Consider the following 21,629-nt stretch of genomic DNA (forward strand, 5'->3'; position numbering starts at 1 on the left):
GTCCAGGACCGGGCCGTAGTCCGGGCGGTTCTTGATGTACTGAGTGACGAGCGAGGGGTTGGCTGGGCGCTGTGGGAAGAGTGATCCCGGCACAGCGGCGATGGCCAACAAAAGCAGCAGGAACAGAGCCGTGCGCATGCTGGTCAGCTGGGTCCAGGCCCAGCGCAGCATGCCAACGGCTCCCAGCGGGGGCGGGGTGGGGTGGGTTTTCTTTTCGGTGCGGGCAGGGGCCGCGGAGCCATTAGTGGTCATCGGCGGCGCACCGGACGGTTGGCCAGCTGGCGCAGGTATTCGTTGTAGGCGTCCAGATCCGGGTCGCCCGCCACGGCCGCGGTTTTGTCCGCCTTGACCCATCCGCGGGCCTCCTCCCGTTGCCACCGAACGAGGATGAACATCAGCAGCAGCACCCCTGGCAGTTCCCCGTAAGACCAGGCCAGGCCGCCGGCCAGGCCCTGGTCCTGCATGGGATCCACGTTCCAGCTTTCCGGCGGTGCGGCGAAGAACTTGACCATGGGGGCTGTGGCCATCATGATGACAACCCCAAAAAAGGCGTGCAAGGGCATCTCAGCGAAGATGTCCAGCATCCGGCCGAAGTGTGTTTGCCTGGTCGGCAGCGGGTCCGCGGAAATCAGTGGCACCGTGAACAGGATCCCGGCTGCAAGGAACAACAGTTCCAGGCCGACGTGCCCGTACCAGGTGGGCAGCAGCAGGTCCGCGAGCCCGGAGAAGTAGACGCCGTAGAAGCTGAGCAGGAACAGCGGCACCATGAAGGCCGGGTGGATGGCCAGCCGGCCCCAGCGGGAGCGCAGACCCCAGAGGGCAGCCTTCAGGACCGGCCGGCCGACCCGGCCGTGCGGGGTTGCCCGCAGCAGCAAGGTCCCAGGGGATCCGATGACCAGTAGCGGCGGGACGGCCATCATCAGGGTCAGTTGCTGGAACATGAAGATGGAGAACATCCGCAGCCCGTACCCTTCGATGCCGGCTCCCATGACGATAATGATCGCCAGGCAACCGAACAAAAAGGATGCAGTGCGGACCGGGGACCAGTGCCGGCCCTGCCGCCAGAGGCGGATGGCACCAGCGAGGTAGAAGGCAGCTGCCAGCAGCGTCAAGGCAGGGATCAGCGGAACAGGCTGCAGGTTCGGGGCGAGGTACTCACCCAGCGACGGCGGCAGCGAGGGAAGCCAGACCGGGCCTTCGACTCCTGGGTCGCCCATGTCAGTACCGCCGTCCGGACGAGACGGTGACGCCAAGGGCCTGCGCTAGTTGTTGCTGACCATTGTCAGCCGGTCCTGTCCGGCGTGTCCGACGTGTGTGAGGCCCAGATCCAGCAGCATGCGCACGTGGGAGTCGGCCAGTGAGTAATAGGCCATGCGGCCGGCGCGACGGACCTGCACCACGCGGGGGCCGCGCAGCAGGCGCAGCGCATGGGAGACGCCGGATTCGCTCAACCCCGTGGTGGCAGCTAGATCGCACACGCACATCTCCCCTTCGAGCAGGGCGATGAGGATCCTTACCCGTCCAGGGTCCGAGAGCAGCCCGAAGATCACCGCGAGATCCGTCACGTCCGAGTCGGCGGGCATCCGGGACCTGACGGCCTCTACCTTCTCGGCGTCGACCAAACGGATGGCGCATTCGCTGCCCGGCTGGCCGGGCGGTGTCGGCAGTGCCTGTGCTGTTCCGGTCATTCATCAAGACTACCTTTACTTGCTAATGCGTCGCATTTGCCTTGTGGCGTGCCGGGTGGGGCCGCGGGAGAGCCCTTCGTGGCTCGGATGGCATCCACCGATTAACGTCTGAACAACTCTACAGATAATCTTGAATGGCGCTGGAATGCACCTGCGCTGCCTGGCCCCGATGCCTTGGAGGAGCCAGGTCCGGACCTGCGTTAAGGAACCATTGTGGCTTTGAAAGCCTCCGCTGCCGGCGGCAGCACGGCAGTATCGCCGAAACTGCGCTCGTTCGCTGTGGCCGGTGTGATCGCCGTGGTTGTCGTGCTGGCGGCGACGGCGTATGGGAGAGGAACCCTGCCCGCCGAGACCCGCGATCCTGGCGCTTTGGTCCGGTGGGGCTTTGGTGTCGCCCAGACCCTGCAGAACATAGCGGCCGCAGCCACCATCGGTGCGCTGGTTTTTGCGGCGTTCATCGTGCCCCCGGTACTGCGGGGCCGCAAAAGTGCGGGCCGGTCCGGGCCGGCGGTGACGGCGTCGGAAATTGCTGCCGCCGACGAGCACCCGGCGTTCAGCCGGATCATGGTACTGGCGTCGGTGGCGAGCCTGACGTGGACCGTTTCGGCCCTGGCGGTATTGGTGTTCAGCTTCTCCGATATCGCCGGCGTGCCCGTCTCGGGCAGCCCCGAATTCGGCGCGCAACTGACCTCGTACATTACGGAGCTTCCCAACGGGGCGGCCTGGCTGTGGGTAGTCATCATTTCCTCGGTCGTTGCCACCCTGACCTTCGGTGTCCGATCCAGCGCAGGCCTGGGCGCTGCCGCGTTGCTGGCCCTCTCAGGCCTGGTGCCGGTGATGCTGATCGGCCACGCGGCCGGCGGAAACGACCACGAACAAGCCATCAACTCCCTCGGCCTTCACCTGGTCGGGGTGTGCCTGTGGTTCGGTGGACTCATTGCCTTGGGCGTTGCCGGGACAGCCCTGGGCAAAGACACCGCGGCGGTCCTCGGGCGGTTCTCCACCCTGGCCGGTTTTGCCTTCGTCCTCGTGGTGGCCTCGGGAATCATCAACGCCACGATCCGCATCGAGATTCCCGCGGGGCTGGCCTCTCCCTACGGCGTCCTGCTCATGGCAAAAACGGTGGCCGCCATTGTCTTGGGAGCGATCGGGTTCCTGCACCGGAAGCGACTGATTCCGGCTTTGAGCGTGAAGTCCGGGAACGGGCAGGCCACCGGGCTGCTGTGGCGGTTCATCGTGGTCGAACTGCTGATCATGGGCGCCGTCAGCGGCCTCGCCGCAGCGCTGAGCCGCACGCCCACCCCAACCGGGGAGGACATCCGTCCCGCCCTGACCCCCGCGGAGGTCCTCACCGGATACCTCCTGCCACCGGAACTGACCCCCGAACGCTGGTTCACCATGTGGCGCCCGGACTGGCTCTGGATCGCCTTCGCCCTCTTCGCCGCCTACCTGTACCTGAGGGCGGCGCGGCGTCTGCGCCGCCGCGGGGACAGTTGGCCGTGGATACGCAGCCTGGCCTGGCTCGTTGGGTTGGCGGCGCTGGTGTTTTTCACCTCAGGTGGGCCGTCGGTGTACGGGCGCATACTTTTCAGTGCACACATGCTCGATCACATGGCCCTGACCATGGTCGTCCCCGTGTTTCTCGTCCTCGGAGCCCCGGTGACGCTGGCGCTCAGGGCGCTCAAGCCGCGGACTGACGGTTCCCGCGGACCACGTGAGTGGATCATGGTCCTGGTTCATTCACGGGTGGCCGCCGTCGTGACGCATCCCCTCTTCGTTGCCGCCAATTTCGCCGGTTCCATCGTCTTGTTCTACTACTCCGATGCGTTCGGCTTTGCCCTCCGGGAACACGCCGGGCACGAACTTATGACGGTCCATTTCGTGATCACCGGCTACCTGTTCGTCCTGTCGATGATCGGCACCGACCCGATCCCGCGCCGGGCGCCGTATCCTCTGCGGTTGCTGCTCCTTTTGGCCACCATGGCCTTCCACGCGTTCTTTGGTGTCACCCTGATGGGCTCGACCACCCTGATCCAGCCGGAGTGGTTTACGGAACTGGGCCGCGAGTGGGGAGCGCCGCCCTTGGAGGACCAGCAAATGGCCGGCGCTATCACCTGGGGTATCGGTGAGGTCCCGACCTTGCTGATCGCCATCGGCGTGGCCGTCATGTGGTCACGCTCCGATGCCCGCGAAACACGGCGCAGCGACCGGGCGGCCGCACGCACCAACGACGCTGACCTGGATGCCTACAACGCCATGCTCGCCCGCCTCGAGGAACGTGACACAAGGGGCCGTGGTGGCCAGGCCTAGTCCGGACAGTCCCGCACCCCTATTAAGTTCAGCATATTCTGAATCCACAGACTTCTGTATCATTGCGGGTATGCGCATCCTTTCCACGATTGACGTTCTGGCCAGGTTCGGTAAAGCCCTCGCGGACCCCACCCGGGCCGCGATCCTGCTGCAGATCAAAGACGGCCCGGCGTTCCCGTCGGATCTGGCCGACAGCATTGGCGTCAGCCGCCAGATCCTCTCCAACCACCTGGCCTGCCTGCGCGACTGCGGGCTGGTCGCCGCGGAGCCGGTCGGAAGGCGTGTCCGCTACGAACTCTCCGACGCCAAACTGGCGCACGCACTGGAGGATCTGCTCGGTACCATCCTGACAGTCGATACGATCTGCGGCTGCGCCGAACCCGAATGCGCCCAGGACACCACTGCAGGCTCCCTGGCTTCTCCCGACACCCTGGAGGTCCGATCATGAGCGGTCACGAGCACGACCACGCCGCCGCGGCAACGGCCCGCCGCGGCAAACTCATCACCGTCTTCGCCATCACCTTCACGGTCATGATTGCAGAGATAATCGGCTCCGTATTGACCGGCAGTCTGGCGCTGCTGGCAGATGCCGGCCACATGTTCACCGACTCGGCAGGGCTGCTGATAGCGCTCATCGCCGCATCATTGGCGTTGAAGCCAGCCACGCTGACGCGCACCTGGGGTTACAAGCGTGCCGAAATCATCGCCGCCGCCGGACAAGCGGCCCTGCTGCTCGCGGTCGGGGGCTTCGTCATCGTTGAAGGCATCCGCCGGTTCTTCGAGCCCCCGGAAATTGGCGAGTCCACGATGCTTTGGTTCGGCATCATCGGGCTGGCCGGTAACGCGATCGGCCTTCTTATTCTCGCTTCCGGACGGAATCACAACTTCAACATGAAGGCGGCCTTCCTGGAGGTGCTCAATGACGCCCTCGGTTCCGTGGCCGTCATCGCGGCAGCCATCATTATCGCCGTGACCGGCTGGCTTCAGGCCGATGCCCTCGTGTCGTTGCTCATCGGCGTCCTGATCATCCCGCGCACACTTAAACTGCTCCGTGACACCGTGAACGTGCTCATGGAATCCACCCCCAAGGGATTGGACCTGGCCAAGGTGCGCGAGCACATCCTGGCGCTGCCCCACGTCATCGACGTCCACGACCTCCACGCCACCCTGGTGGCCTCCGGAACACCGGTCCTCTCCGCCCACGTCACCGTGGAGGACAACTGCATGACCGACGGGCATGCCGCCACGATCCTGGCGGATCTGCAGGCCTGCGTGGCCCAGCACTTCGACATCAGCGTCGAACACTCCACCTTCCAAATAGAGCCAGCCGCCCACCGCGACCAGGAAAGCATCCACCACTGATGAGCACAACCAAAACCCCTCCCCCGCCCATGGACACCGCGAAGAAGACCCGGGTCTTCATCTGGGTCCTACTGGCCGTCCTCGTCGCCGTTGGCGTGATCTGGTACACGGTCTTTACGCTGAACAAACCAGCCCCCGCGGCCCCGACGCCGGCCGCGGAAGCCCAACTGGTCCGCGAAGACAGCCACCGCGTCACCTCCCCGGCCACCGAAAAAGCCCAACTCGTTGAGTTCCTGGACTTCGAATGCGAAGCATGCCTCGCCGCCCAACCCGTGGTCGAAGAACTGAAGAAGGAATTCGGGGACCGGATCACCTTCGTCAACCGCTACTTCCCGTTGCCTGCGCACCGCAATTCAGCCACCGCAGCCCTTGCCGTCGAAGCCGCAGCCCAGCAGGGCAAATACGAACAAATGTATGCCAAAATGTTCGAAACCCAGCCGCAATGGGGCGAGAAGACCGAGTCCCAGGCGCCTCTGTTCCGCACGTTCGCTGAAGAACTCGGGCTGGACCTGACCGCGTACGACGCGGCCGTGGCCGACGACAAGACCAAGGAACGGATCAAGAAGGACATCGCAGATGGCACCGCTCTGGGCGTCAAGGGAACGCCGACGTTCTTCCTGAACGGGAAGATGCTCACCCTTGAAACCAAGGAGCAATTCCGGCAGCTGCTCGCGGACGCCGCCAAGTAACAGACTCTCCCGGGACAGATACATCGCCGTGGGCTTTACCCTGACCCAAGCTTCTACGCAACGTAAAAAGGAATCCATCTCTTGAAAGGAACGGTGTGCGATGACTGCTGCGCGTGCACCGTTCCGCATTCCGCGGGCCGCGGCCGTTGCGGTCACGGTCCTTGCCTTGGCCGCAACGGCGCACTTGCTGGCCGGTGGTGAACTGCCTGCTTTCCCTGTCATGACAGCACTGACAGCCGTTATTGCCCTATCGGCGATAATGCTGACCGGCAGAAAGATGACAGTGCCCCTTCTGGCCGTATATCTGGGCGCATCCCAGGCTGCGCTGCACCTGGCGTTCTCAGCCTTGGCAGGCGCCGGAACGCCCAGGCCCGGCCTGTCCCACCACCTCGGAATGGCAGCCGGCCCGGGCAGCGGGCACGGGGTTGTCCCGCACGAACATCTGAGCTCCGATGCCAGCCCCGGAATGCTCGGATTGCATGTCGCCGCAATCCTCGCCACCGCTCTTCTGATGGCACGGGGCGAGTCGGCTTTGTGGGCCTTGGCCGCCTGGCTGCGCCCCCTGCTGGGCCTGCTCAAACCATCAAAGCTCCGGGCATGTCCCAGCCTGCCGGTCACCGGCACGGAGACCATCCATCTGCGACGGAACAGGCAGGCCCGGCCACCGGCCCGGGGGCCTCCCCGGAACCTGTCCGCCGCCACGCACCAGGCATTGGCTTAGGGTGTCACCGGCGCGCACCGAGCACACTGAACCTTTCTCAACGAGCAGAATCGCAGAGTCCCATGAATCCCCGCAACAACAAACGACGCGTCCGCGTCCGCCTGGCGCTTGCCGCGGCCATCCTCATCCCGGCCTTCGCCGCAGCGCCGGCAATGGCCCACGACGCCCTGGAATCCACTGTCCCGGCCAAGGACACCACTATCACCACAGCCCCGGGTACCGTTTCCCTGACCCTCTCGGAGCCGCCCATGGATGCCACACAGCTCAATCTCAGCGTCATCACCGTGACCGACGAGACGGGCAAGACACTCAGTGACGGCAAGGTCACCGTGGACGGCCCGACCATCTCCACGACCATAGCCGGCGGAAGCAACGGGGCGTACAAAGTCCTTTGGCGGACGGTTTCCTCCGACGGCCACCCCATCGAGGGCAACTACTCCTTCACCGTCCAGGACCCCGCCCAAGCCGTCACCGCCACACCATCTGCGACGCCAACCCCGGCCGCGAGCACTGCCTCCAACGCCGCGGCCCCGGCCGCGCAAACGGCGCCGGAGCAGATAAAACCCAACGATGACAACGCCCCCATGGCCGTTGGCATTGCGGCAGCGATCCTGGCCGTCGCAGCCGCTGTCTTCTTCATTGCACGCAGGCGCAGGGACAAAACCTCGGGAGCGTAGCGGAACCGGCGAACCGGCGAACCAGCCGAGTATTCCGCCCCGCCCGTCGGCTCCGGGCCACGTGCCCGGGGCCGGCGGGTTCGGGCGCGCTACCGTGCCGTGGGCACGGAGCGTCGACCGGACACCAAACGTGAGGTCCAACCCGCGATGGTGCCGAAAACCATGACTGCCAGGGCCGCCATACCGCTGTAGAACAGCACCGTGGGAAAGCTGGACGGCGACGACGAACCGTCCACAGCAGCCATGATGCTCAGCCAGTAAGCCACCGTTGCGATCACCCACAGCGCACCGGCTGCCGTTGTCAGCCAGGACCAGCGCGAAAACCAGGACTGGCCCCGCCGATAAGACAGGGCAATGGCGACAGCCACGACACCCGCCACGGCAACCAGCTGAAGGCCAAAGAGGTATGGGCCGGCAACCAGCCCTACCGGAATGCAAAGTCCTCCGATGAGCACGAGTCGACGGGCGCCAAGCGGCATCTTGACGGCGTCCGCGGGAACCGTGGCGTCGGGGTTTGAAAGCATTAGCTCTGTGGCTCCTTGGAGAGTGGGTACGGCGGGATCATTCGCAGCAGTGGCGGAACCGGCGGTGCACAGAAAAGCGGTGTGCCAGACAGGGACAGGCGGGGGCGACCCCGTCTGGATTCCCCGCAGGCTGAACGACCGCTGCAGCACCATCAGAGGACCATGGCAAGGACTCCTGGCACGCGCTGTCATCTTCAGGTCAGAACCAATTGGTAGGCAAAAAAGCCTCACAGCCCCGGCACTACGGGGACCTGCCCTTGGGGATATCTGAGACTGATTCTAGCAACAGAGTATGAACATATGTTCATACTCGCGGTATTGCTTGGCCATCGACGCATTCGTCTCGCCGGATGGGCCGACAAGGGCGGCTAGTCCTCCGGTCGTGGCCTTGGGGAAAGCACGGTCCCGAGGATCATGACCGCTACGCCGGTGGTGACGAAGACATCGGCGAGGTTGAAGGTGGGGAACCATCCGGTGTGGAGGTAGTCAACCACCCCCTGCCCGTTGAGCCGGTCGATGAAGTTTCCGGCGGCTCCTCCAAGCAGCAGGGCCGCCCCTGCCCGGGAGAGCAGAGACATGCCGGGCGCTGCGGCGAGCAGGAACCAAAGCAGGGCGGCCAGGATCACCCCCGTGCCTGCGATGACGGCCCAGGGTGGCAGGCCCGCGCCCATGCTGAAGGCGACACCACGGTTGTAGACCAGCCGGATGTTGATCGGCCCGACGTCACTGGTTGCACCCGCAGAGAGAACAGCCTCGGCCACGGCCTTGACGATAAGGTCCGTGGCGGCAAGGGCTGCCGCAGCGACAATCACCAAGACCCGGATCCGCCGCGAGGTCCGCTTGGCCGGGGTCACTGCTGCGGGTTCGCGGCTCATGATGCTGGTTCCAGAGCCGGGGTCGGCTGGGCGGTCCGGACCCCGGTTCGGCGGCTGATACGGCCGGCTCGGACGCCGTTGGCGATCACAACGATTTCGGCCAGCTCGTGGATCAGGACCACAGCGGCCAGACCGAGCGCACCGACCAGCGCCAGCGGGATGAGCACCGCGATCAGCAGCAGGGACAGTCCGACGTTTTGGAGCATGATGGACCGCGTGCGGCGGGCGTGCTCGAGGACCTGGGGCAGGTGGTTCAGGTCCTCGCCCATGAGGGCGATATCGGCGGTCTCGATGGCGACGTCGGTTCCCATGGCTCCCATGGCGATGCCGGTGTCGGCAGTCGCCAGTGCGGGCGCGTCGTTGACACCTTCACCGACCATCGCGGTCGGGGCGCGCCCCTGGAGGGTGCGGATGATGTCCGCCTTGTCTTCGGGGCGCAGATCGGCGTGGACCTCGGTGATGCCTGCTTCCTTGCCCAAGGCGTTGGCCGTGATCGTGTTGTCACCGGTCAGCATGGCGGTGGTGTAGCCCGAGGAAGTGAGCCGGGCGATGACGTCCCGGGCTTCGGGGCGCAGCTCGTCGCGGACGGCAATGGCGCCGATGACCTGTCCCTGGTCTTCGATCAGGACGGCGGTCGCGCCGGCCTGTTGCATTCTCTTCACTTCGTCGGCAAGGGGTCCGGCGTCGATCCAGCCTGGCCTGCCGAGACGCACCGTCCTGTCCTCACACAGGCCTGTCAGTCCTGCGCCGGGGACGGCATCGACCTCGGTGACCGGTGCCCGGTCTGCGGCCGCGGCGAGGATGGCGCGGGCGAGAGGGTGTTCACTGCGGGCCTCCAAGCCGGCCGCGAGAGCCAGAACCTGCTCCGTGGTGAACGTTCCGGTGGTGGCAACATCGATCACGGCTGGCTTGTTCCGGGTCAGGGTGCCGGTCTTGTCCAGTGCAATGGTGCGGATCCTGCCCAGGGTTTCCAATGCCCCACCACCCTTGATGAGCACACCGATCCGGCTCGCAGCTCCGACGGATGCGACAACGGTGACGGGCACGGAGATGGCCAGGGCGCAGGGTGAGGCAGCAACGAGCACAACCAGGGCGCGTTCGAACCACAGCAGCGGCTCGCCGACGATGAAGCCGAAACCGATGATCAGGGCCGCGGCGATCAGGATTCCCGGGACAAGCTTGCTGGCAATGGAGTCAGCCAGGCGCTGGCCTGGGCCCTTGCGGGACTGCTCGGCTTCGACAATGTGCACAATCCTGGCCAACGAGTTGTTCTCGGCGGTGCTGGTCACTTCGACCTCGAGCGGGCCGGTACCGTTGATCGAACCGGCCCAGACCTCGCTGCCGGGCCCAACCTCGACCGGAACGGATTCTCCGGTCAACGCCGAGGTGTCCAGGGAGGTGCGGCCGGTGATGATCCGCCCGTCGGTGGCCAGACGTTCCCCGGGCCGGACGACCATTCGGTCCCCCAGGACCAGAACTGCAGGATCGACCGTGACCTCTTCGCCGTTGCGCAGGACGGTCGCTTCGGCGGGTACCAGGTCCAGCAGTGCCCGCAGCCCGCGGCGGGTTTTCGCCAGCGAGTACTCCTCCAGGCCTTCCGAAATGGCATAGAGGAAGGCCAGCATGGCCGCTTCCTCGTACTGGCCCAAAGCGACCGCGCCGACTGCCGCAATCGTCATCAGGGTTCCGACACCGATTCTGCCCTTGAGCAGGCGGCGGAGAGTGGACGGAACGAACGTCCAGGCAGCAACCAGCAGCGCGGCGATCTCCAGAGGAAGTGTCAGCCACTGCGGCGCGTCGGCCAGCGACGCGATCCACGCCGCCAGGAGCAGGACACCGGAAACGGCTGCCGCCCGGACCTCCCGGACCTGCCAGAAACCCACGGCCTCCTCGGCTTCCTCGGACTCGCCGGTCCCGGGCTTTTCGTCGCTGCAACCGCAGGCGTCACTCATCGGGCCGCCTCCGTCGTCGGGACTGTCCCGGTGCTGCCAATGCCGTAGTTCGGGCAGAGACTGACCGCGTTGCCGGTAGCTGCCAGCAGGACCTCGGCCTGGGCGAGCATGTCCATCAGCTCCGGACGGGAGAGCGAATAATAGACGCTTCGGCCCTGCGTGCGACCCTCGACCAGGCCGCAGTCACGCAGGCACGCCACATGGGCCGAGACCGTGGATTGCGCCAGACCCAGCTCCCCGGTCAGGTCACCCACCCGGACCTCTCCCCCGGCCATCCGTTTCACGATACTCAAGCGGGTCGGATCACTGAGGGAGTGGAACAGGGCCGCCGCGGGGTCCAGCGGGGCGCACGGATCGGGCGAGAACGCATCATCAATCGTCATATAACGATGATAGCGGCAATTTTGGATGTCATCATCCCAGGGCGTTCGAACCAGCCTTGATCCGGAAGCCGGTCCCAGCGCTTTTGCTCTGATGCAACTGGAGCCGTGGCGACGCGTTGTCCGTCCTGGGCCAAGAGCCGAGGACCCTTCGTTGGGCTGACGGCGCGAGGAAATCCAGCCCTGGGTAGGCGGGAAGCCTTGCCGTGCGCACGTCACACCCCTACACTCCTGCCAAGGGTTACTTGATGATGCGCTTCGTCCTATTGGTCTACAAGGTCGAGGGTGGATCCGGTCTGGTTCGTCTTGCATGACCACCTCCAGGACAGGGACCCGGGTGTTTCCTAACTGAAGATTCTTGGTTTGACCCTGGCTGGGGAGCGGCAAGCAGGGACCCGTGCGGCAAGCACGGATCCATACTCGCAACAGGCGTACCACTCCCAGGAGCTCCGATGCCCGGTCATTCAGCCACCCGGCCGCAGTCACCCCTAAAGGGATTCATCACGCCCTTGGTGATTGCCATGATGGCAGCCCTATTGCCCCTTACCGCCCCGACAGCCCTCGCCGCGGGACCCTGCGAGCCGGTAGTGAACCCTGTTGTCTGCGAAAACTCCAAACCGGGAAACCCGCCATCGGAATGGGACATTTCCGGTCCCGGCGACGACAGCATTCAAGGCTACTCAACCGAAATCAGCGTCAACGCGGGCCAGCCGATCCGCTTCAAAATCGACACGAACGCTCCCAGCTACACCATCGCGGTCTACCGCACCGGCTGGTACGGAGGCGCCGGCGCCCGCAAGATCGCCGACGTGACACCGTCCGTCGTCCGCCAAAACCAGCCCCAATGCCTCACCGACCTCACCACAGGGCTGTACGACTGCGGGACCTGGGCGGTGTCCGCGACGTGGCAGGTCCCCGCGACCGCGGTCTCCGGTGTCTACGTCGCCCTTCTCACCCGGCCCGATACCGGCGGGCAAAGCCACATCACCTTCATCGTGCGTTCCGACGGCAGCCGGTCCGACGTGGTCTTCCAAACCTCCGATCCCTCCTGGCAGGCCTATAACTCCTATGGTGGCTCGGACTTCTACCAAGGCACGAACGGCCGCGCCTACAAGGTCAGCTACAACCGACCGGTAGCCACGCGCGGCGGACCCGGAGGCCGGGACTTCTACTTCTCCAACGAATACCCGATGGTGCGTTTCCTGGAGCAAAACGGCTACGACGTCAGCTACATCAGCGGCCTTGATACCGACCGCAACGGCCCACAGCTGCTCAACCACAAGGTCTTCCTCTCCGTCGGGCACGACGAATACTGGTCCGGGCCCCAGCGCGCCAACATCACCGCCGCCCGCGACGCAGGGGTGAACCTGCAGTTCCTCTCCGGCAACGAGGGCTATTGGCGCACCCGGTTCGAACCCTCCCCGGTGGATGGTGGAGCGGGCCGGACGCTCACCTCCTACAAGGAAACCTGGGCCAACGAAAAGATCGACCCCAGCCCCGAATGGACCGGCACCTGGCGGGACCCGCGGTTCGCAGCCCAGACCAACGGCGGCGGGCTGCCCGAAAACGGACTGACCGGAACCATCTACATGTCCAACTACTCCGACCTGCCGGTGACCGTCGATTCGGAGGAAGGCAAAACCAGACTGTGGCGCAATACTTCCCTCACCTCGTTGCCGGCCGGTTCCTCCGCGGCCCTGGCGCCCCATACGGTGGGATATGAGTCCGACGAGGACCTGGACAACGGGTTCCGCCCACCGGGGTTGATCCGGTTGTCCACCACCGTAGGCGAGGTGCCCCAGTACCTTCAGGACTTCGGCAACACAGTCCTTCCCGGCACGACAACCCACCACGTGACCCTCTACCGCGCCCCCAGCGGCGCCCTGGTGTTCTCGGCCGGCAGTGTCCAGTGGACGTGGGGCCTGGACGAGGTCCATGACGGCGAGGGCGCACCTGCAGATCCAAGGATGCGGCAGGCCCAAGTCAACCTCCTGGCCGACATGGGCGCCCAGCCCGCCACCCGTGCCGCCGGCCTGACCGCTGCCGCCCCGAGCACGGACCGGACCGGACCAACGGCTGCCATCACTGCCCCGGCCAACGGCGCCACTGTGCCCCATGGGACCAGTGTGACCGTCACAGGAACGGCCGCCGATACGGGCGGAGTGGTGGCCGGCGTGGAGGTTTCAACCGACGGCGGCGGTACCTGGCACCCCGCCGTGGGCAAGCAAAACTGGACATACACCTACATCCAGAAGGGCTTCGATACCGCCACCATCCAGGCCCGGGCCATTGATGACAGTGCCAACATAGGGGCCGCCACCAGCAGGAGCCTGATCCTGAGCGGCCCCTACAGCGTCTTTGGCCAGACCGCACCGGCAGTGCAGGATTCCGGTGACGGCGGCAGCTACGAAATGGGCCTGCGCTTCACCCCCACAGTGGACGGTTTCATCACCGGGGTGCGCTTCTACAAGAGCGCAGCCAACACCGGTACACATACCGGGTCCCTGTGGAGCTCCACTGGGGAACGGCTGGCCACGGCGACGTTCACCAACGAAACGCCCTCCGGCTGGCAGTCCGTGCTGTTCAGCCAAGCCGTTCCCGTGGCCGCAGGGCAGAAATACACGGTCTCTTATTGGACTCCGAACGGTCGCTACGCCATCCAGAACTTCCAGTGGGCGAGCTTCGGGTCCTCCGACGCGCCCTTGAGGGTGGCGGGCGGTTTCGGAGCCGAGCCTGCCGGTGTCTATGCCACCTCCTCCGGGTTCCCGACCTCGAGCTACAACGGCGGCAACTACTTCGTCGACGCCTTGTTCGGCACAGTGGACACCACGCCCATGACGGTGTCCGGGCACACCCCATTCCCGTCCTCGTCCAGCGTCTCCGTGGACACCAAGGTCAGCGCAGTGTTCTCCAAACCAGTCACTGCCTCCAGCGTCCAGCTGACCCTGCAATCCTCCGACGGCCCGGTGGCCGGCACGACAGCGTACGACCCCGCCACACGTCGGGCGGCCTTTACCCCGACGAGCGCCCTGGCGTTCAGCACGCAGTACACGGCCACCCTCGCCGGGACAGACACCCTGGGCGGTCCGGTCACAGCCGGCGGCACCTGGTCCTTCACGACCGCTGCGACACTGCCGGTTCCCGGGTCCTGCCCGTGCAGCCTCTTTGACGACTCCGTCACGCCCGGCATCGCCGAGATTCAGGACGGCGTCCCGTTGGCGCTGGGCGTCCGGTTCTCCAGTGTTTCAGCCGGTGAAGTAGTGGGCATGCGGTTCTTCAAGTCGGCCGGCAACACCGGCACCCACAACGGTGCCCTGTACACGGCCTCCGGGCAACAACTGGCAACCGTGGCGTTCACCAATGAGAGCGCCTCAGGGTGGCAGACGGCGATGTTCAGCCAACCAGTCCAGATGGCCGCGAACACGGACTACATCGTGGCCTACAAGTCACTGACCGGCACCTATTCCGCTACCTCCAACGGGTTCGGATCCGGCATGAGCGTCGGACCATTGCGAACAACGTCTGACGCCGGAGCGTACACGTACAGCGGTGACTTCCCCGGATCACGGTCGAACGCCAGCTACCTGGTGGACGTCATCGTGACGGTTCCACCCCCGGCGTTCACCCCGACGGGTCAATCCCCGCTGCCCGGCGCGTCCAGTGTTCCGCTGGACAGCCAGATCAGTGCCGTACTGTCCGAACCGGCCGAAGCCCCCAGCGTCAACCTGACGGTAAAAGATGCGAGCGGAACAACCGTGGCCGGATCCACCAGCTACGACCCCCAAACAAGGAAAGTCACGTTCACTCCGGCCGGGCCGCTGGCTGCCGGTACGTCGTACACGGCCACCCTCACGGCGACCGCCGTATCCCGTCAACCACTAAGCAACGGCACATGGGCCTTCAGTACCGTCCCCGCCCCCAGAACACCGGGGACGTGCCCCTGCACGCTCTATCAGGACACCGTTACGCCGGGCACTCCCGACGCCAACGACGGCGTGTCGTTGTCCCTGGGAGTCCGGTTCGCCAGCGACACTGCAGGCCAGGTCACCGGCGTCCGCTTCTACAAGGCCGCCGGAAACACCGGGACACACACCGGCTCGCTATACACGGCCGGCGGGCAGCTTCTGGCCACCGTCACCTTCACTAACGAGTCCAGCTCCGGCTGGCAAACAGCAACATTCAGCCAGCCAGTGACCATCGACGCCAACACTGAATACGTGGCGGCCTACAAGTCCCCGAGCGGCAACTACTCCTACACGGCCGGCGGATTCGGCTCAGGCTTCACCAGCGGACCGCTGAGGACAGCCCCCGATTCCGGTGCATTCGCCTACAACAACGACTTCCCCAACTCGCCCTCCACGGCAAGCTACCTGGTGGACCTGGTGTTCATGGCCGCGGTGCCCCCGCTGACAATCACTGACCGCTCCCCTGCACCAAACGCCACGGCAGTACCTGTCGAGGTCAAACCAACCCTTACGTTCTCCTCCGCGATCAAGCCGGGGGCAACGTTCACGCTCGCAGCGAACGGGACGCCCGTTGCCGGCAACGCTGCCCTGTCCACGGACGGCCGCACCCTGACCTTCACCCCGGCGAATCCCCTGCCGGGCAACACAGCCATCTCCGTCAGCGCCGGCAACCTCGAATCCCAACAGGGCCAGACACTGCCGACCACCACCTGGCAGTTCACCACGGCCGACCCCGATGCCGAGCAAGCCTCCATCTTCGGGGACCTCCAACCGCAGACAGCAGCCTCCGATGATCCGTCATCGGTTGAACTGGGAACGGCGTTCACGGTCTCCGCCGCCGGCAATGTCACCGGCATCCGCTTCTACAAGGGAACCGGAAACACCGGAACCCACATCGGCTCCCTGTGGAACGCCGCGGGAACACGGCTGGCCCAGGTGACCTTCACGAACGAAACAGCGACGGGCTGGCAAACCGCGATGCTCTCCTCCCCGGTAGCCGTAACCCCGGGGGAGACATACACCGTGTCCTATCTGGCGCCCAACGGCCGCTACGCCTATACACCGGCGTTCTTCGCCCAGACGTGGGTTAGTGGGGTCTTCACCGCCGCTGGCCCTGACAACGGCCGCTACCGGTACGGGGCCGGCGGTACGGCACCAACAAACTCCTGGAACTCCACGAACTACTTCGTCGACGTCCTCTACTCAGCCACCACACCGGCACCGGCGACGCCCACCCCGACCGCAACGCCGGCCCCACCCGCAACCGCGACGGCGACGCCTTCACCAAATCCTTCCGCCAGTCCCTCGCCGAGCCCGTCCCCCAGTCCCTCGCCGAGTCCGACAGGGTCGGGTGGGCTGCTGTGCGGACTACTGGGAACCTGCTGACCGGGGGCGGTTTCTAGACTGCTGATGTCCGGCCGCTCCCCGAGTTACGTCCGGACGTCAGCGGACCACACTGGGCGACCACGCATGTTCGATGAAGAGGCTCGGTTGGGACGCCGGATCGGTTCCGAGTTTCCAGATGTTGCTGTCACCTTCGGTATCCTCGTCGGCCAAACCGTAGAGCAGGTTCTGATCGTCCAGCCACTCGATCTGGTCATCGACGCTGCGCTTTTCCGAGAGCACCGTTTCCACCCCCGTGGCCAAGTCAAGAAGGGCGACGTTCCAGTGCGCGGTGAGCGGCCCGCCAATGTTCTTTTTATACGCGATCCGGGTGCCGTCCGGTGAGATGGAGGGGCATTCAACGTTGTCATGAATGGCGGTCAGGGTCTTGTCTTTCAGGCTTCCCCGGACGAGCCAGATACGTCCTGAGGATGCTGCTGTGGCATAGAAGACTTCGCTTTGCCCTGGCGCGAAAGTAACTCCCCAGATGTTCCGGTCGCTCGCCAGCAACCGTTCGCCGTTCACGAGGAGCGCGAAATCTTCGAGGTTACCCGTACCGCCGTCGGGAACAGTGATCTCTGTTGCTGTCGAGAACCCGGCTTGCGTATATGAGTGCCCGGAGACGAACACCGTTGTCGCGATCACGGAACCGTCCTGACTGATGCGTGTCCGGCTCGGAATACCCGGGACAGGCCACGCCCGATCCTGCTGCCAGTCCCGGTTCAGGACGGCCGCGTCGTAAGTAGTCACCAGACCACGGTTGGACCTGAGACAGACCACCACAGCTGCAGTGCCATAGACCCGTTCGCACGCCTGCTCACTGACCGCCCGCGTGCCACCGGGAGCCGAAAGCGGCACCGTGGCTGCATTGCCATAGCCCTGCCCGCCGGCAGTGTTCCTGAACAGGACGAAAGGAACCCCGGGGAGAGGTTGGCCTGCAGTCACTCCCACAGATGAGGCGGCCGTGCGGCTCTCCTCGAAACGCTGATAGGCTCCCACCGCGTAGATCCCGGCTCCGGCAAGGACCAGCGCGGTAACTCCCAGGAGAATTCCCCACCGCAACCTCCCGCCTGCGGTGGTACCGGTTCCTGCGCTCGTGCTACTCATGGAGGCGTTTAACATAGTCAGCCATTCCTGGCACGGTGAACGCCACAACACCCAGGGCGGGTGCGTAGATAATCCCCTTGTCGATCAACGACGCACGGGTCATGGTCATGGAGCTTTGCTTCTTCTGCGCCCGTTCAGCAAGACCGGCTGTGCTGGATCCTTCATCACCGTCAGTGGCCATCAGGCGGAGGAAGTCCTTCTCTGCCTTCGAGGCACGTTTCCAGCGTGAAGGAAAGAACCCTTGGTCCAGCTGCGCGCGGCCGATCTCCACCGCGATTTTGGCGTCGTCGAAGGTTACGGTCTTCTCCGGAGCTGTTTCCCAGGCCGCGTAACCGTATTCCTGCAGGAAATACGGATACGCGCCCGATGCGCTCAGGAGAAGGTCTTTGGCCTCGGCCACGAATGACACCCCATAGCGTTGGGCCGGGGCTACCAAGGCCGCCTCTGCAGCCTCCCTCGACAACGCCCCGATGCTGCGGTAATTGAAAATCCTTTCGGCGTAAGAGCGCGCTTCACTCAGTACCGAGGGAAGATTGGGCAGACCGGCCCCCGCGATATAGAAAGGCCATTCGCGTTGGCCAGCCAGATGCTGGGCACTCAGGAGTGCGGCAATGAGTCCGTCGTCCAGGTCCTGCATCTCGTCAATGATGAAAACCAGACCCGAGCGATTCTCCCCCAGGGCCAGACAGAGGTCCTCAATCAGTTCTTCCAGATCCACTTCGATCGATCCGGAGTCAGCGCGGCCGTGATTGAGGTTCACACCGATGTCGATCCCAGTCACACCCAGTTTCGCGGAAAAGGATGCGATGCTGCCAAGTGCCGCCAAGAGTCGCTCCCCGGCGCCGCGGCGATTCAACTTCCGCCCGGCCTGCAGCAGGTTCCGGGCGAGCTTGGCCCGTACGGCCTCAGGACCCCCCTCGGCGTCCCTGCCCTCGAGGAAGACGACCATGAACTCAGCATGTTCGGCCTGCCGACGGAACTCGTTCAGCAGGACCGTTTTGCCCACCCCACGCAACCCGTGCAGGACGATACCCCGGTCCGGTCTTCGCTGGCGGGTCTTGGCCAGCAGCAAATCGAAGGCATCGATCTCGCTCTGGCGCCCGACCAGTTCGAAAGGCCGACGGCCCGACCCGGGCGAGTAAGGGTTCAAAGCACTTTCCATATCAACAACCATAAAGGAGTATCCAGTTTTTTGGATAGTACGCTATGGTTCCGGATACGAGCCGACGCGTGACATTCAGGACCTTTGAGGCAGGGGCAGGCAGCCATTCGGAGGTGTTCCGTCAATTGACCCGGAGACTAGTCTGTAGTCAGACCGTCAACAGCCTCAATCCGTTCGCCGCGGAGGCGGTGGGTTTGATGCAGATTTGCCAGTAGCTCAGGGTCGTTGAGCAACTCATCAGGTACATCCACAATCTGGCTGGTTTGTCCTTCAAAAGGCAGGAGCTCGTGCCAGAGCGCCGGTCCCTCACCGTCGGAGGATTTTACCGGCCCAGGCGTCGGACCAATGGCGATAATCTTGCCGCGTTCGTCGCTGATGACCGTGCATTTCATGAGGGCTCCTTAGCGCAGCGCTGTAATGAGGAGACGATAGCTGGCCCCATACGAAGCTTCTGCCCGCAGATCAGCGAAATAGGTGAGCCGGTCGCGGCTTTGGCTGAATCCGTTGCCGAGTGTCGTCACCCCGCCGGTCGAGACCACGATTGATGGTGGCATGGCGACAGCCAGGATCGCAGGACCAAACGCGCGATCTTCCCACCAGAACGAGTGGCGGACGGTCTGTCCCGGAGCAATGTAATTGCTCAAGATCCCGCCCGGTGGAAGAAACCATTGATTCATCGCAACCCCCTGGCTGAGCCTAATTGTGTTGAGCGTTGGGAAACTTTAATTAGACCTTGGCACTGCGAGCTGCAGGTGACAAGACCCATATGCTCATTTCCCGGCCAAGTGCGTACGCGTGCCGCTCTCCATGTTCTGGCGTCGGTTCCTGGCAGGTTTGCCGCGATGCCGCTAGCCTTCCCGCAGCTCATGCCGTTGGATGCATCTTCAATGCGGTCCGCTGCCTTTGGGTTCAGTGGACTGGGTGCGAAGCTCAGGCTGGCGAGCGTATGCGTTCGAGCTGGTGTGCCAGGTCTGTTAGCTCGTTGATGCGTTCCTGCGCCTCTTGCAGTCTGGCCGTGACGAGACCACCCAGCTGTCTTGAACGGTCCCGCATTCATCGGTATCCCCTGCAGAGACGAGTCCACGGACATCCCTCAAGGCTGATGTCGAGCTTCTTGGCGCGCAGTGGCTGCCAACCGGTCCAGGTCCCGTTCGTCGTAGCTCCGGTAGCCGTTGGCTGAGCGGGCTGCGGGGCCGATCAGGCCGATGTCCTCGTAATAGCGCAAAGTAGTGGCCTGAACCCCTGTTCTGGCGGCAACCTCGGAAATCCGGATCGTCTTCATGGATCCACCGTAAACCTTCGATCTGGCTTGAAGGTCAAGTCAGGTGCGCCGCAAAACCCGCTGCACGGCGGGTCTCCGTCAGGTGGTCTGGTGACGGCGTTCCTGCTTGATCAGCAGCGGAAGGAAGCGGACGTAGAGCACCATACCGATCAGCTCCACAAGGGTCTGGGTCACCACCACCAGGGCCGCAAGCGCCAAGTGGCCTGGCAATGCCAACGCCAATGGCAGCACGACCAAGGAGTTACGGGTCGCACCACTGAACACGACAGCGCGGGTGGCGGCAACATCGAGTCCTGCGGGTTTTGCTGCGAGTAGACCCAGCGGCACCATGACCAGTAGGAATGCAGCATAGATAGGCGCGACGGACAGAAGGGAGCCGAGTTCCTCGCCGACTCCCACAATCTGCGACCCCACGACCACGGCCAGCGTCGCCATCATAAGGGGAACCATCAAGGCCTGCATCAGAGACATCACGGCTCTGCCCATAGCCCTCGTTCTGGCCAGCGCCTGGGTCAGCGCTGCCGCGGCCAGCGGGATGATGATCAAAACGATAAGGGCTTGAAGGAATGGGGCCGGATCGATGGCTGAGACCAGATCCGGGCCGACGAAGACCAAAAGATAGAGCGGGAGAAAAGGCATCTGCGTCAGCATCAGCACAGGTGCCGCAGCGAGAAGCCGGTCACTCGCGCCGCCGGCCAACCCAGTGAATACGATGACGTAATCGATACACGGGGTCAGAAGTACGAGCAAGACTCCAACAAGCAGCGCCTGGTCGCCGGCGATGAACCGGGTCAGGCCAAACACCACCAAGGGAACGACGAGAAAATTCAACACCAGGACAGTGGCCAGGAATTTCAGATCCCGGGCGGCCCTTCCGAGGGAAGCAAACGGTATCCCCAGAAACGTGGCGTAAAGCAGGAGCCCAAGGACAGGGTTGATCGAATGCTCCAAAGCCGGAGCCACTCCAGGAGCGAGTAAGCCCGCTGCGCCCCCGACAAGGATGGCCACGAGATACAGACCAATTTGCTGCCGGTCCATCCACGCGACAAGGTTCCGGGTATCCACCATTGCAATGCTAGGCGAGGCCTGACTCCACCCAGAAATAGCGGGGCCGGATCGTGCAACGCCCGGCGTAACCGGCCGCTCACGCCGGGCGTTGCCATGGATCGCCTGCACGAGGAGCTTCAGTTTTCCAAGTCAGATACCGCGGCATCTGAGCACCTCGACTATTTGCTCGACGGTCGGGGTTCCGGCGAGACCGGCTGAAGTCTGGTAGATCCTGCATGCGAGCTCACTGGTGGGAGCCGCTTCGGGGAAGATGCCGGTTACGTCAGACGGAGGTCTCTGATCGCCCGAGGGCGGCCAGGGCACGCTCGACTTGGTGGAGGGCTTTGACCGTGTTGGGGCAGTCATCGATGTGGAGTACTTCAATTTTCACCGGAATTGTCCCCGCCTCCAGGGCGCGTCACTAGGCAGGTCGACAGGTTCGAACGCAATACGGCAGTCGTGGGTGCCTCCATTCACGACTCCAGCGTGGATCGGTGCTCGAGCA

At 64.3% G+C, this 21,629-nt stretch carries 20 protein-coding genes; 7 read left to right on the top strand and 13 right to left on the bottom strand.

Annotated features, from left to right (window positions below; genetic code table 11):
- From EU811_RS22370 to EU811_RS22380, 3 genes are all read right to left on the bottom strand, one after another.
- On the bottom strand, positions 1-252 hold a 252-nt coding region (locus tag EU811_RS22370; RefSeq protein ID WP_142940467.1), incomplete at its 3' end, for a cytochrome c biogenesis protein ResB.
- On the bottom strand, positions 249-1,217 hold the full coding sequence (locus EU811_RS22375) for a cytochrome c oxidase assembly protein (protein ID WP_142940483.1): 969 nt from the start codon (positions 1,215-1,217) through the stop codon (positions 249-251). The genes EU811_RS22370 and EU811_RS22375, both read right to left, overlap by 4 nt.
- Positions 1,218-1,262: 45 nt before the next feature.
- On the bottom strand, positions 1,263-1,688 hold the full coding sequence (locus EU811_RS22380; RefSeq protein WP_142940468.1) for an ArsR/SmtB family transcription factor: 426 nt from the start codon (positions 1,686-1,688) through the stop codon (positions 1,263-1,265).
- 213 nt (positions 1,689-1,901) lie between these two features.
- On the opposite strand from EU811_RS22380, the gene EU811_RS22385 reads away from it, so the two are divergent.
- The 6 genes from EU811_RS22385 to EU811_RS22410 all read left to right on the top strand — a co-directional run bounded on the left by EU811_RS22385 (position 1,902) and on the right by EU811_RS22410 (position 7,447).
- The gene (locus EU811_RS22385) at positions 1,902-3,998 is read left to right on the top strand and encodes a cytochrome c oxidase assembly protein (protein WP_142940469.1); all 2,097 of its coding nucleotides are present in this window, start codon (positions 1,902-1,904) and stop codon (positions 3,996-3,998) included.
- A 70-nt stretch (positions 3,999-4,068) separates the two neighbouring features.
- On the top strand, positions 4,069-4,446 hold the full coding sequence (locus EU811_RS22390) for an ArsR/SmtB family transcription factor (RefSeq protein ID WP_142940470.1): 378 nt from the start codon (positions 4,069-4,071) through the stop codon (positions 4,444-4,446).
- Positions 4,443-5,360 carry a cation diffusion facilitator family transporter gene (locus EU811_RS22395; protein ID WP_142940471.1) on the top strand — a complete coding sequence of 306 codons (918 nt, stop codon included), beginning with the start codon at positions 4,443-4,445 and terminating at the stop codon, positions 5,358-5,360. The genes EU811_RS22390 and EU811_RS22395 overlap by 4 nt, the downstream gene beginning before the upstream one ends.
- Positions 5,360-6,049 carry a DsbA family protein gene (locus EU811_RS22400; RefSeq protein ID WP_142940472.1) on the top strand — a complete coding sequence of 230 codons (690 nt, stop codon included), beginning with the start codon at positions 5,360-5,362 and terminating at the stop codon, positions 6,047-6,049. Before EU811_RS22395 ends, EU811_RS22400 begins: the two co-directional genes overlap by 1 nt.
- A gap of 100 nt (positions 6,050-6,149) precedes the next feature.
- Positions 6,150-6,770: a hypothetical protein gene (locus EU811_RS22405; protein WP_187697292.1), complete on the top strand. Its 621-nt coding sequence runs from the start codon at positions 6,150-6,152 to the stop codon at positions 6,768-6,770.
- A gap of 62 nt (positions 6,771-6,832) precedes the next feature.
- The gene (locus EU811_RS22410; protein WP_142940473.1) at positions 6,833-7,447 is read left to right on the top strand and encodes a copper resistance CopC family protein; all 615 of its coding nucleotides are present in this window, start codon (positions 6,833-6,835) and stop codon (positions 7,445-7,447) included.
- Between the two features lie 89 nt (positions 7,448-7,536).
- On the opposite strand, the gene EU811_RS22415 is transcribed toward EU811_RS22410, so the two are convergent.
- The 4 genes from EU811_RS22415 to EU811_RS22430 form a co-directional block, all read right to left on the bottom strand.
- The gene (locus EU811_RS22415; protein WP_238703527.1) at positions 7,537-7,971 is read right to left on the bottom strand and encodes a hypothetical protein; all 435 of its coding nucleotides are present in this window, start codon (positions 7,969-7,971) and stop codon (positions 7,537-7,539) included.
- Between the two features lie 368 nt (positions 7,972-8,339).
- A complete protein-coding gene (gene lspA, locus EU811_RS22420; protein WP_142940474.1) occupies positions 8,340-8,846 on the bottom strand; it encodes a signal peptidase II in 507 nt (168 codons plus the stop codon).
- The gene (locus EU811_RS22425; protein ID WP_142940475.1) at positions 8,843-10,798 is read right to left on the bottom strand and encodes a heavy metal translocating P-type ATPase; all 1,956 of its coding nucleotides are present in this window, start codon (positions 10,796-10,798) and stop codon (positions 8,843-8,845) included. Before EU811_RS22425 ends, lspA begins: the two co-directional genes overlap by 4 nt.
- Positions 10,795-11,181: an ArsR/SmtB family transcription factor gene (locus EU811_RS22430; protein WP_142940476.1), complete on the bottom strand. Its 387-nt coding sequence runs from the start codon at positions 11,179-11,181 to the stop codon at positions 10,795-10,797. Before EU811_RS22430 ends, EU811_RS22425 begins: the two co-directional genes overlap by 4 nt.
- A gap of 449 nt (positions 11,182-11,630) precedes the next feature.
- Between EU811_RS22430 and EU811_RS22435 the strand changes: the two genes are divergently transcribed.
- On the top strand, positions 11,631-16,529 hold the full coding sequence (locus tag EU811_RS22435; protein WP_142940477.1) for a DUF4082 domain-containing protein: 4,899 nt from the start codon (positions 11,631-11,633) through the stop codon (positions 16,527-16,529).
- Positions 16,530-16,586: 57 nt separating this feature from the next.
- Here the strand turns inward: EU811_RS22435 and EU811_RS22440 are convergent, their stop codons facing one another.
- From EU811_RS22440 to EU811_RS22465, 6 genes are all read right to left on the bottom strand, one after another.
- Positions 16,587-17,633 carry a TolB family protein gene (locus tag EU811_RS22440; protein WP_142940478.1) on the bottom strand — a complete coding sequence of 349 codons (1,047 nt, stop codon included), beginning with the start codon at positions 17,631-17,633 and terminating at the stop codon, positions 16,587-16,589.
- Positions 17,626-18,795 (bottom strand): ATP-binding protein, encoded by a 1,170-nt coding sequence (locus EU811_RS22445; RefSeq protein ID WP_142940479.1) that lies wholly within the window; start codon positions 18,793-18,795, stop codon positions 17,626-17,628. The genes EU811_RS22440 and EU811_RS22445 overlap by 8 nt, the downstream gene beginning before the upstream one ends.
- Positions 18,796-18,932: 137 nt before the next feature.
- On the bottom strand, positions 18,933-19,187 hold the full coding sequence (locus EU811_RS22450; protein WP_142940480.1) for a hypothetical protein: 255 nt from the start codon (positions 19,185-19,187) through the stop codon (positions 18,933-18,935).
- Between the two features lie 9 nt (positions 19,188-19,196).
- A complete protein-coding gene (locus EU811_RS22455; RefSeq protein WP_238703528.1) occupies positions 19,197-19,472 on the bottom strand; it encodes a hypothetical protein in 276 nt (91 codons plus the stop codon).
- 416 nt (positions 19,473-19,888) lie between these two features.
- Complete coding sequence (locus tag EU811_RS22460) at positions 19,889-20,077, bottom strand: MerR family DNA-binding transcriptional regulator (protein WP_142940482.1); 189 nt, start codon at positions 20,075-20,077, stop codon at positions 19,889-19,891.
- 78 nt (positions 20,078-20,155) lie between these two features.
- Positions 20,156-21,145 carry an arsenic resistance protein gene (locus EU811_RS22465; protein WP_238703529.1) on the bottom strand — a complete coding sequence of 330 codons (990 nt, stop codon included), beginning with the start codon at positions 21,143-21,145 and terminating at the stop codon, positions 20,156-20,158.
- Positions 21,146-21,629 lie beyond the last annotated feature (484 nt).

The sequence above is a fragment of the Arthrobacter sp. TS-15 genome (assembly GCF_006964045.1).
Taxonomy (GTDB): Bacteria; Actinomycetota; Actinomycetes; order Actinomycetales; family Micrococcaceae; genus Arthrobacter.

Coding starts and splice junctions, on each gene's coding strand:
- EU811_RS22375 (WP_142940483.1), bottom strand. CDS start 1,217: ATGGGCGACCCAGGAGTCGAAGGCCCGGTCTGGCTTCCCTCGCTGCCG.
- EU811_RS22380 (WP_142940468.1), bottom strand. CDS start 1,688: ATGACCGGAACAGCACAGGCACTGCCGACACCGCCCGGCCAGCCGGGC.
- EU811_RS22390 (WP_142940470.1), top strand. CDS start 4,069: ATGCGCATCCTTTCCACGATTGACGTTCTGGCCAGGTTCGGTAAAGCC.
- EU811_RS22395 (WP_142940471.1), top strand. CDS start 4,443: ATGAGCGGTCACGAGCACGACCACGCCGCCGCGGCAACGGCCCGCCGC.
- EU811_RS22400 (WP_142940472.1), top strand. CDS start 5,360: ATGAGCACAACCAAAACCCCTCCCCCGCCCATGGACACCGCGAAGAAG.
- EU811_RS22405 (WP_187697292.1), top strand. CDS start 6,150: ATGACTGCTGCGCGTGCACCGTTCCGCATTCCGCGGGCCGCGGCCGTT.
- EU811_RS22410 (WP_142940473.1), top strand. CDS start 6,833: ATGAATCCCCGCAACAACAAACGACGCGTCCGCGTCCGCCTGGCGCTT.
- EU811_RS22415 (WP_238703527.1), bottom strand. CDS start 7,971: ATGCTTTCAAACCCCGACGCCACGGTTCCCGCGGACGCCGTCAAGATG.
- lspA (WP_142940474.1), bottom strand. CDS start 8,846: ATGAGCCGCGAACCCGCAGCAGTGACCCCGGCCAAGCGGACCTCGCGG.
- EU811_RS22425 (WP_142940475.1), bottom strand. CDS start 10,798: ATGAGTGACGCCTGCGGTTGCAGCGACGAAAAGCCCGGGACCGGCGAG.
- EU811_RS22430 (WP_142940476.1), bottom strand. CDS start 11,181: ATGACGATTGATGATGCGTTCTCGCCCGATCCGTGCGCCCCGCTGGAC.
- EU811_RS22435 (WP_142940477.1), top strand. CDS start 11,631: ATGCCCGGTCATTCAGCCACCCGGCCGCAGTCACCCCTAAAGGGATTC.
- EU811_RS22440 (WP_142940478.1), bottom strand. CDS start 17,633: ATGAGTAGCACGAGCGCAGGAACCGGTACCACCGCAGGCGGGAGGTTG.
- EU811_RS22445 (WP_142940479.1), bottom strand. CDS start 18,795: ATGGAAAGTGCTTTGAACCCTTACTCGCCCGGGTCGGGCCGTCGGCCT.
- EU811_RS22450 (WP_142940480.1), bottom strand. CDS start 19,187: ATGAAATGCACGGTCATCAGCGACGAACGCGGCAAGATTATCGCCATT.
- EU811_RS22455 (WP_238703528.1), bottom strand. CDS start 19,472: ATGAATCAATGGTTTCTTCCACCGGGCGGGATCTTGAGCAATTACATT.
- EU811_RS22460 (WP_142940482.1), bottom strand. CDS start 20,077: ATGAAGACGATCCGGATTTCCGAGGTTGCCGCCAGAACAGGGGTTCAG.
- EU811_RS22465 (WP_238703529.1), bottom strand. CDS start 21,145: ATGGTGGATACCCGGAACCTTGTCGCGTGGATGGACCGGCAGCAAATT.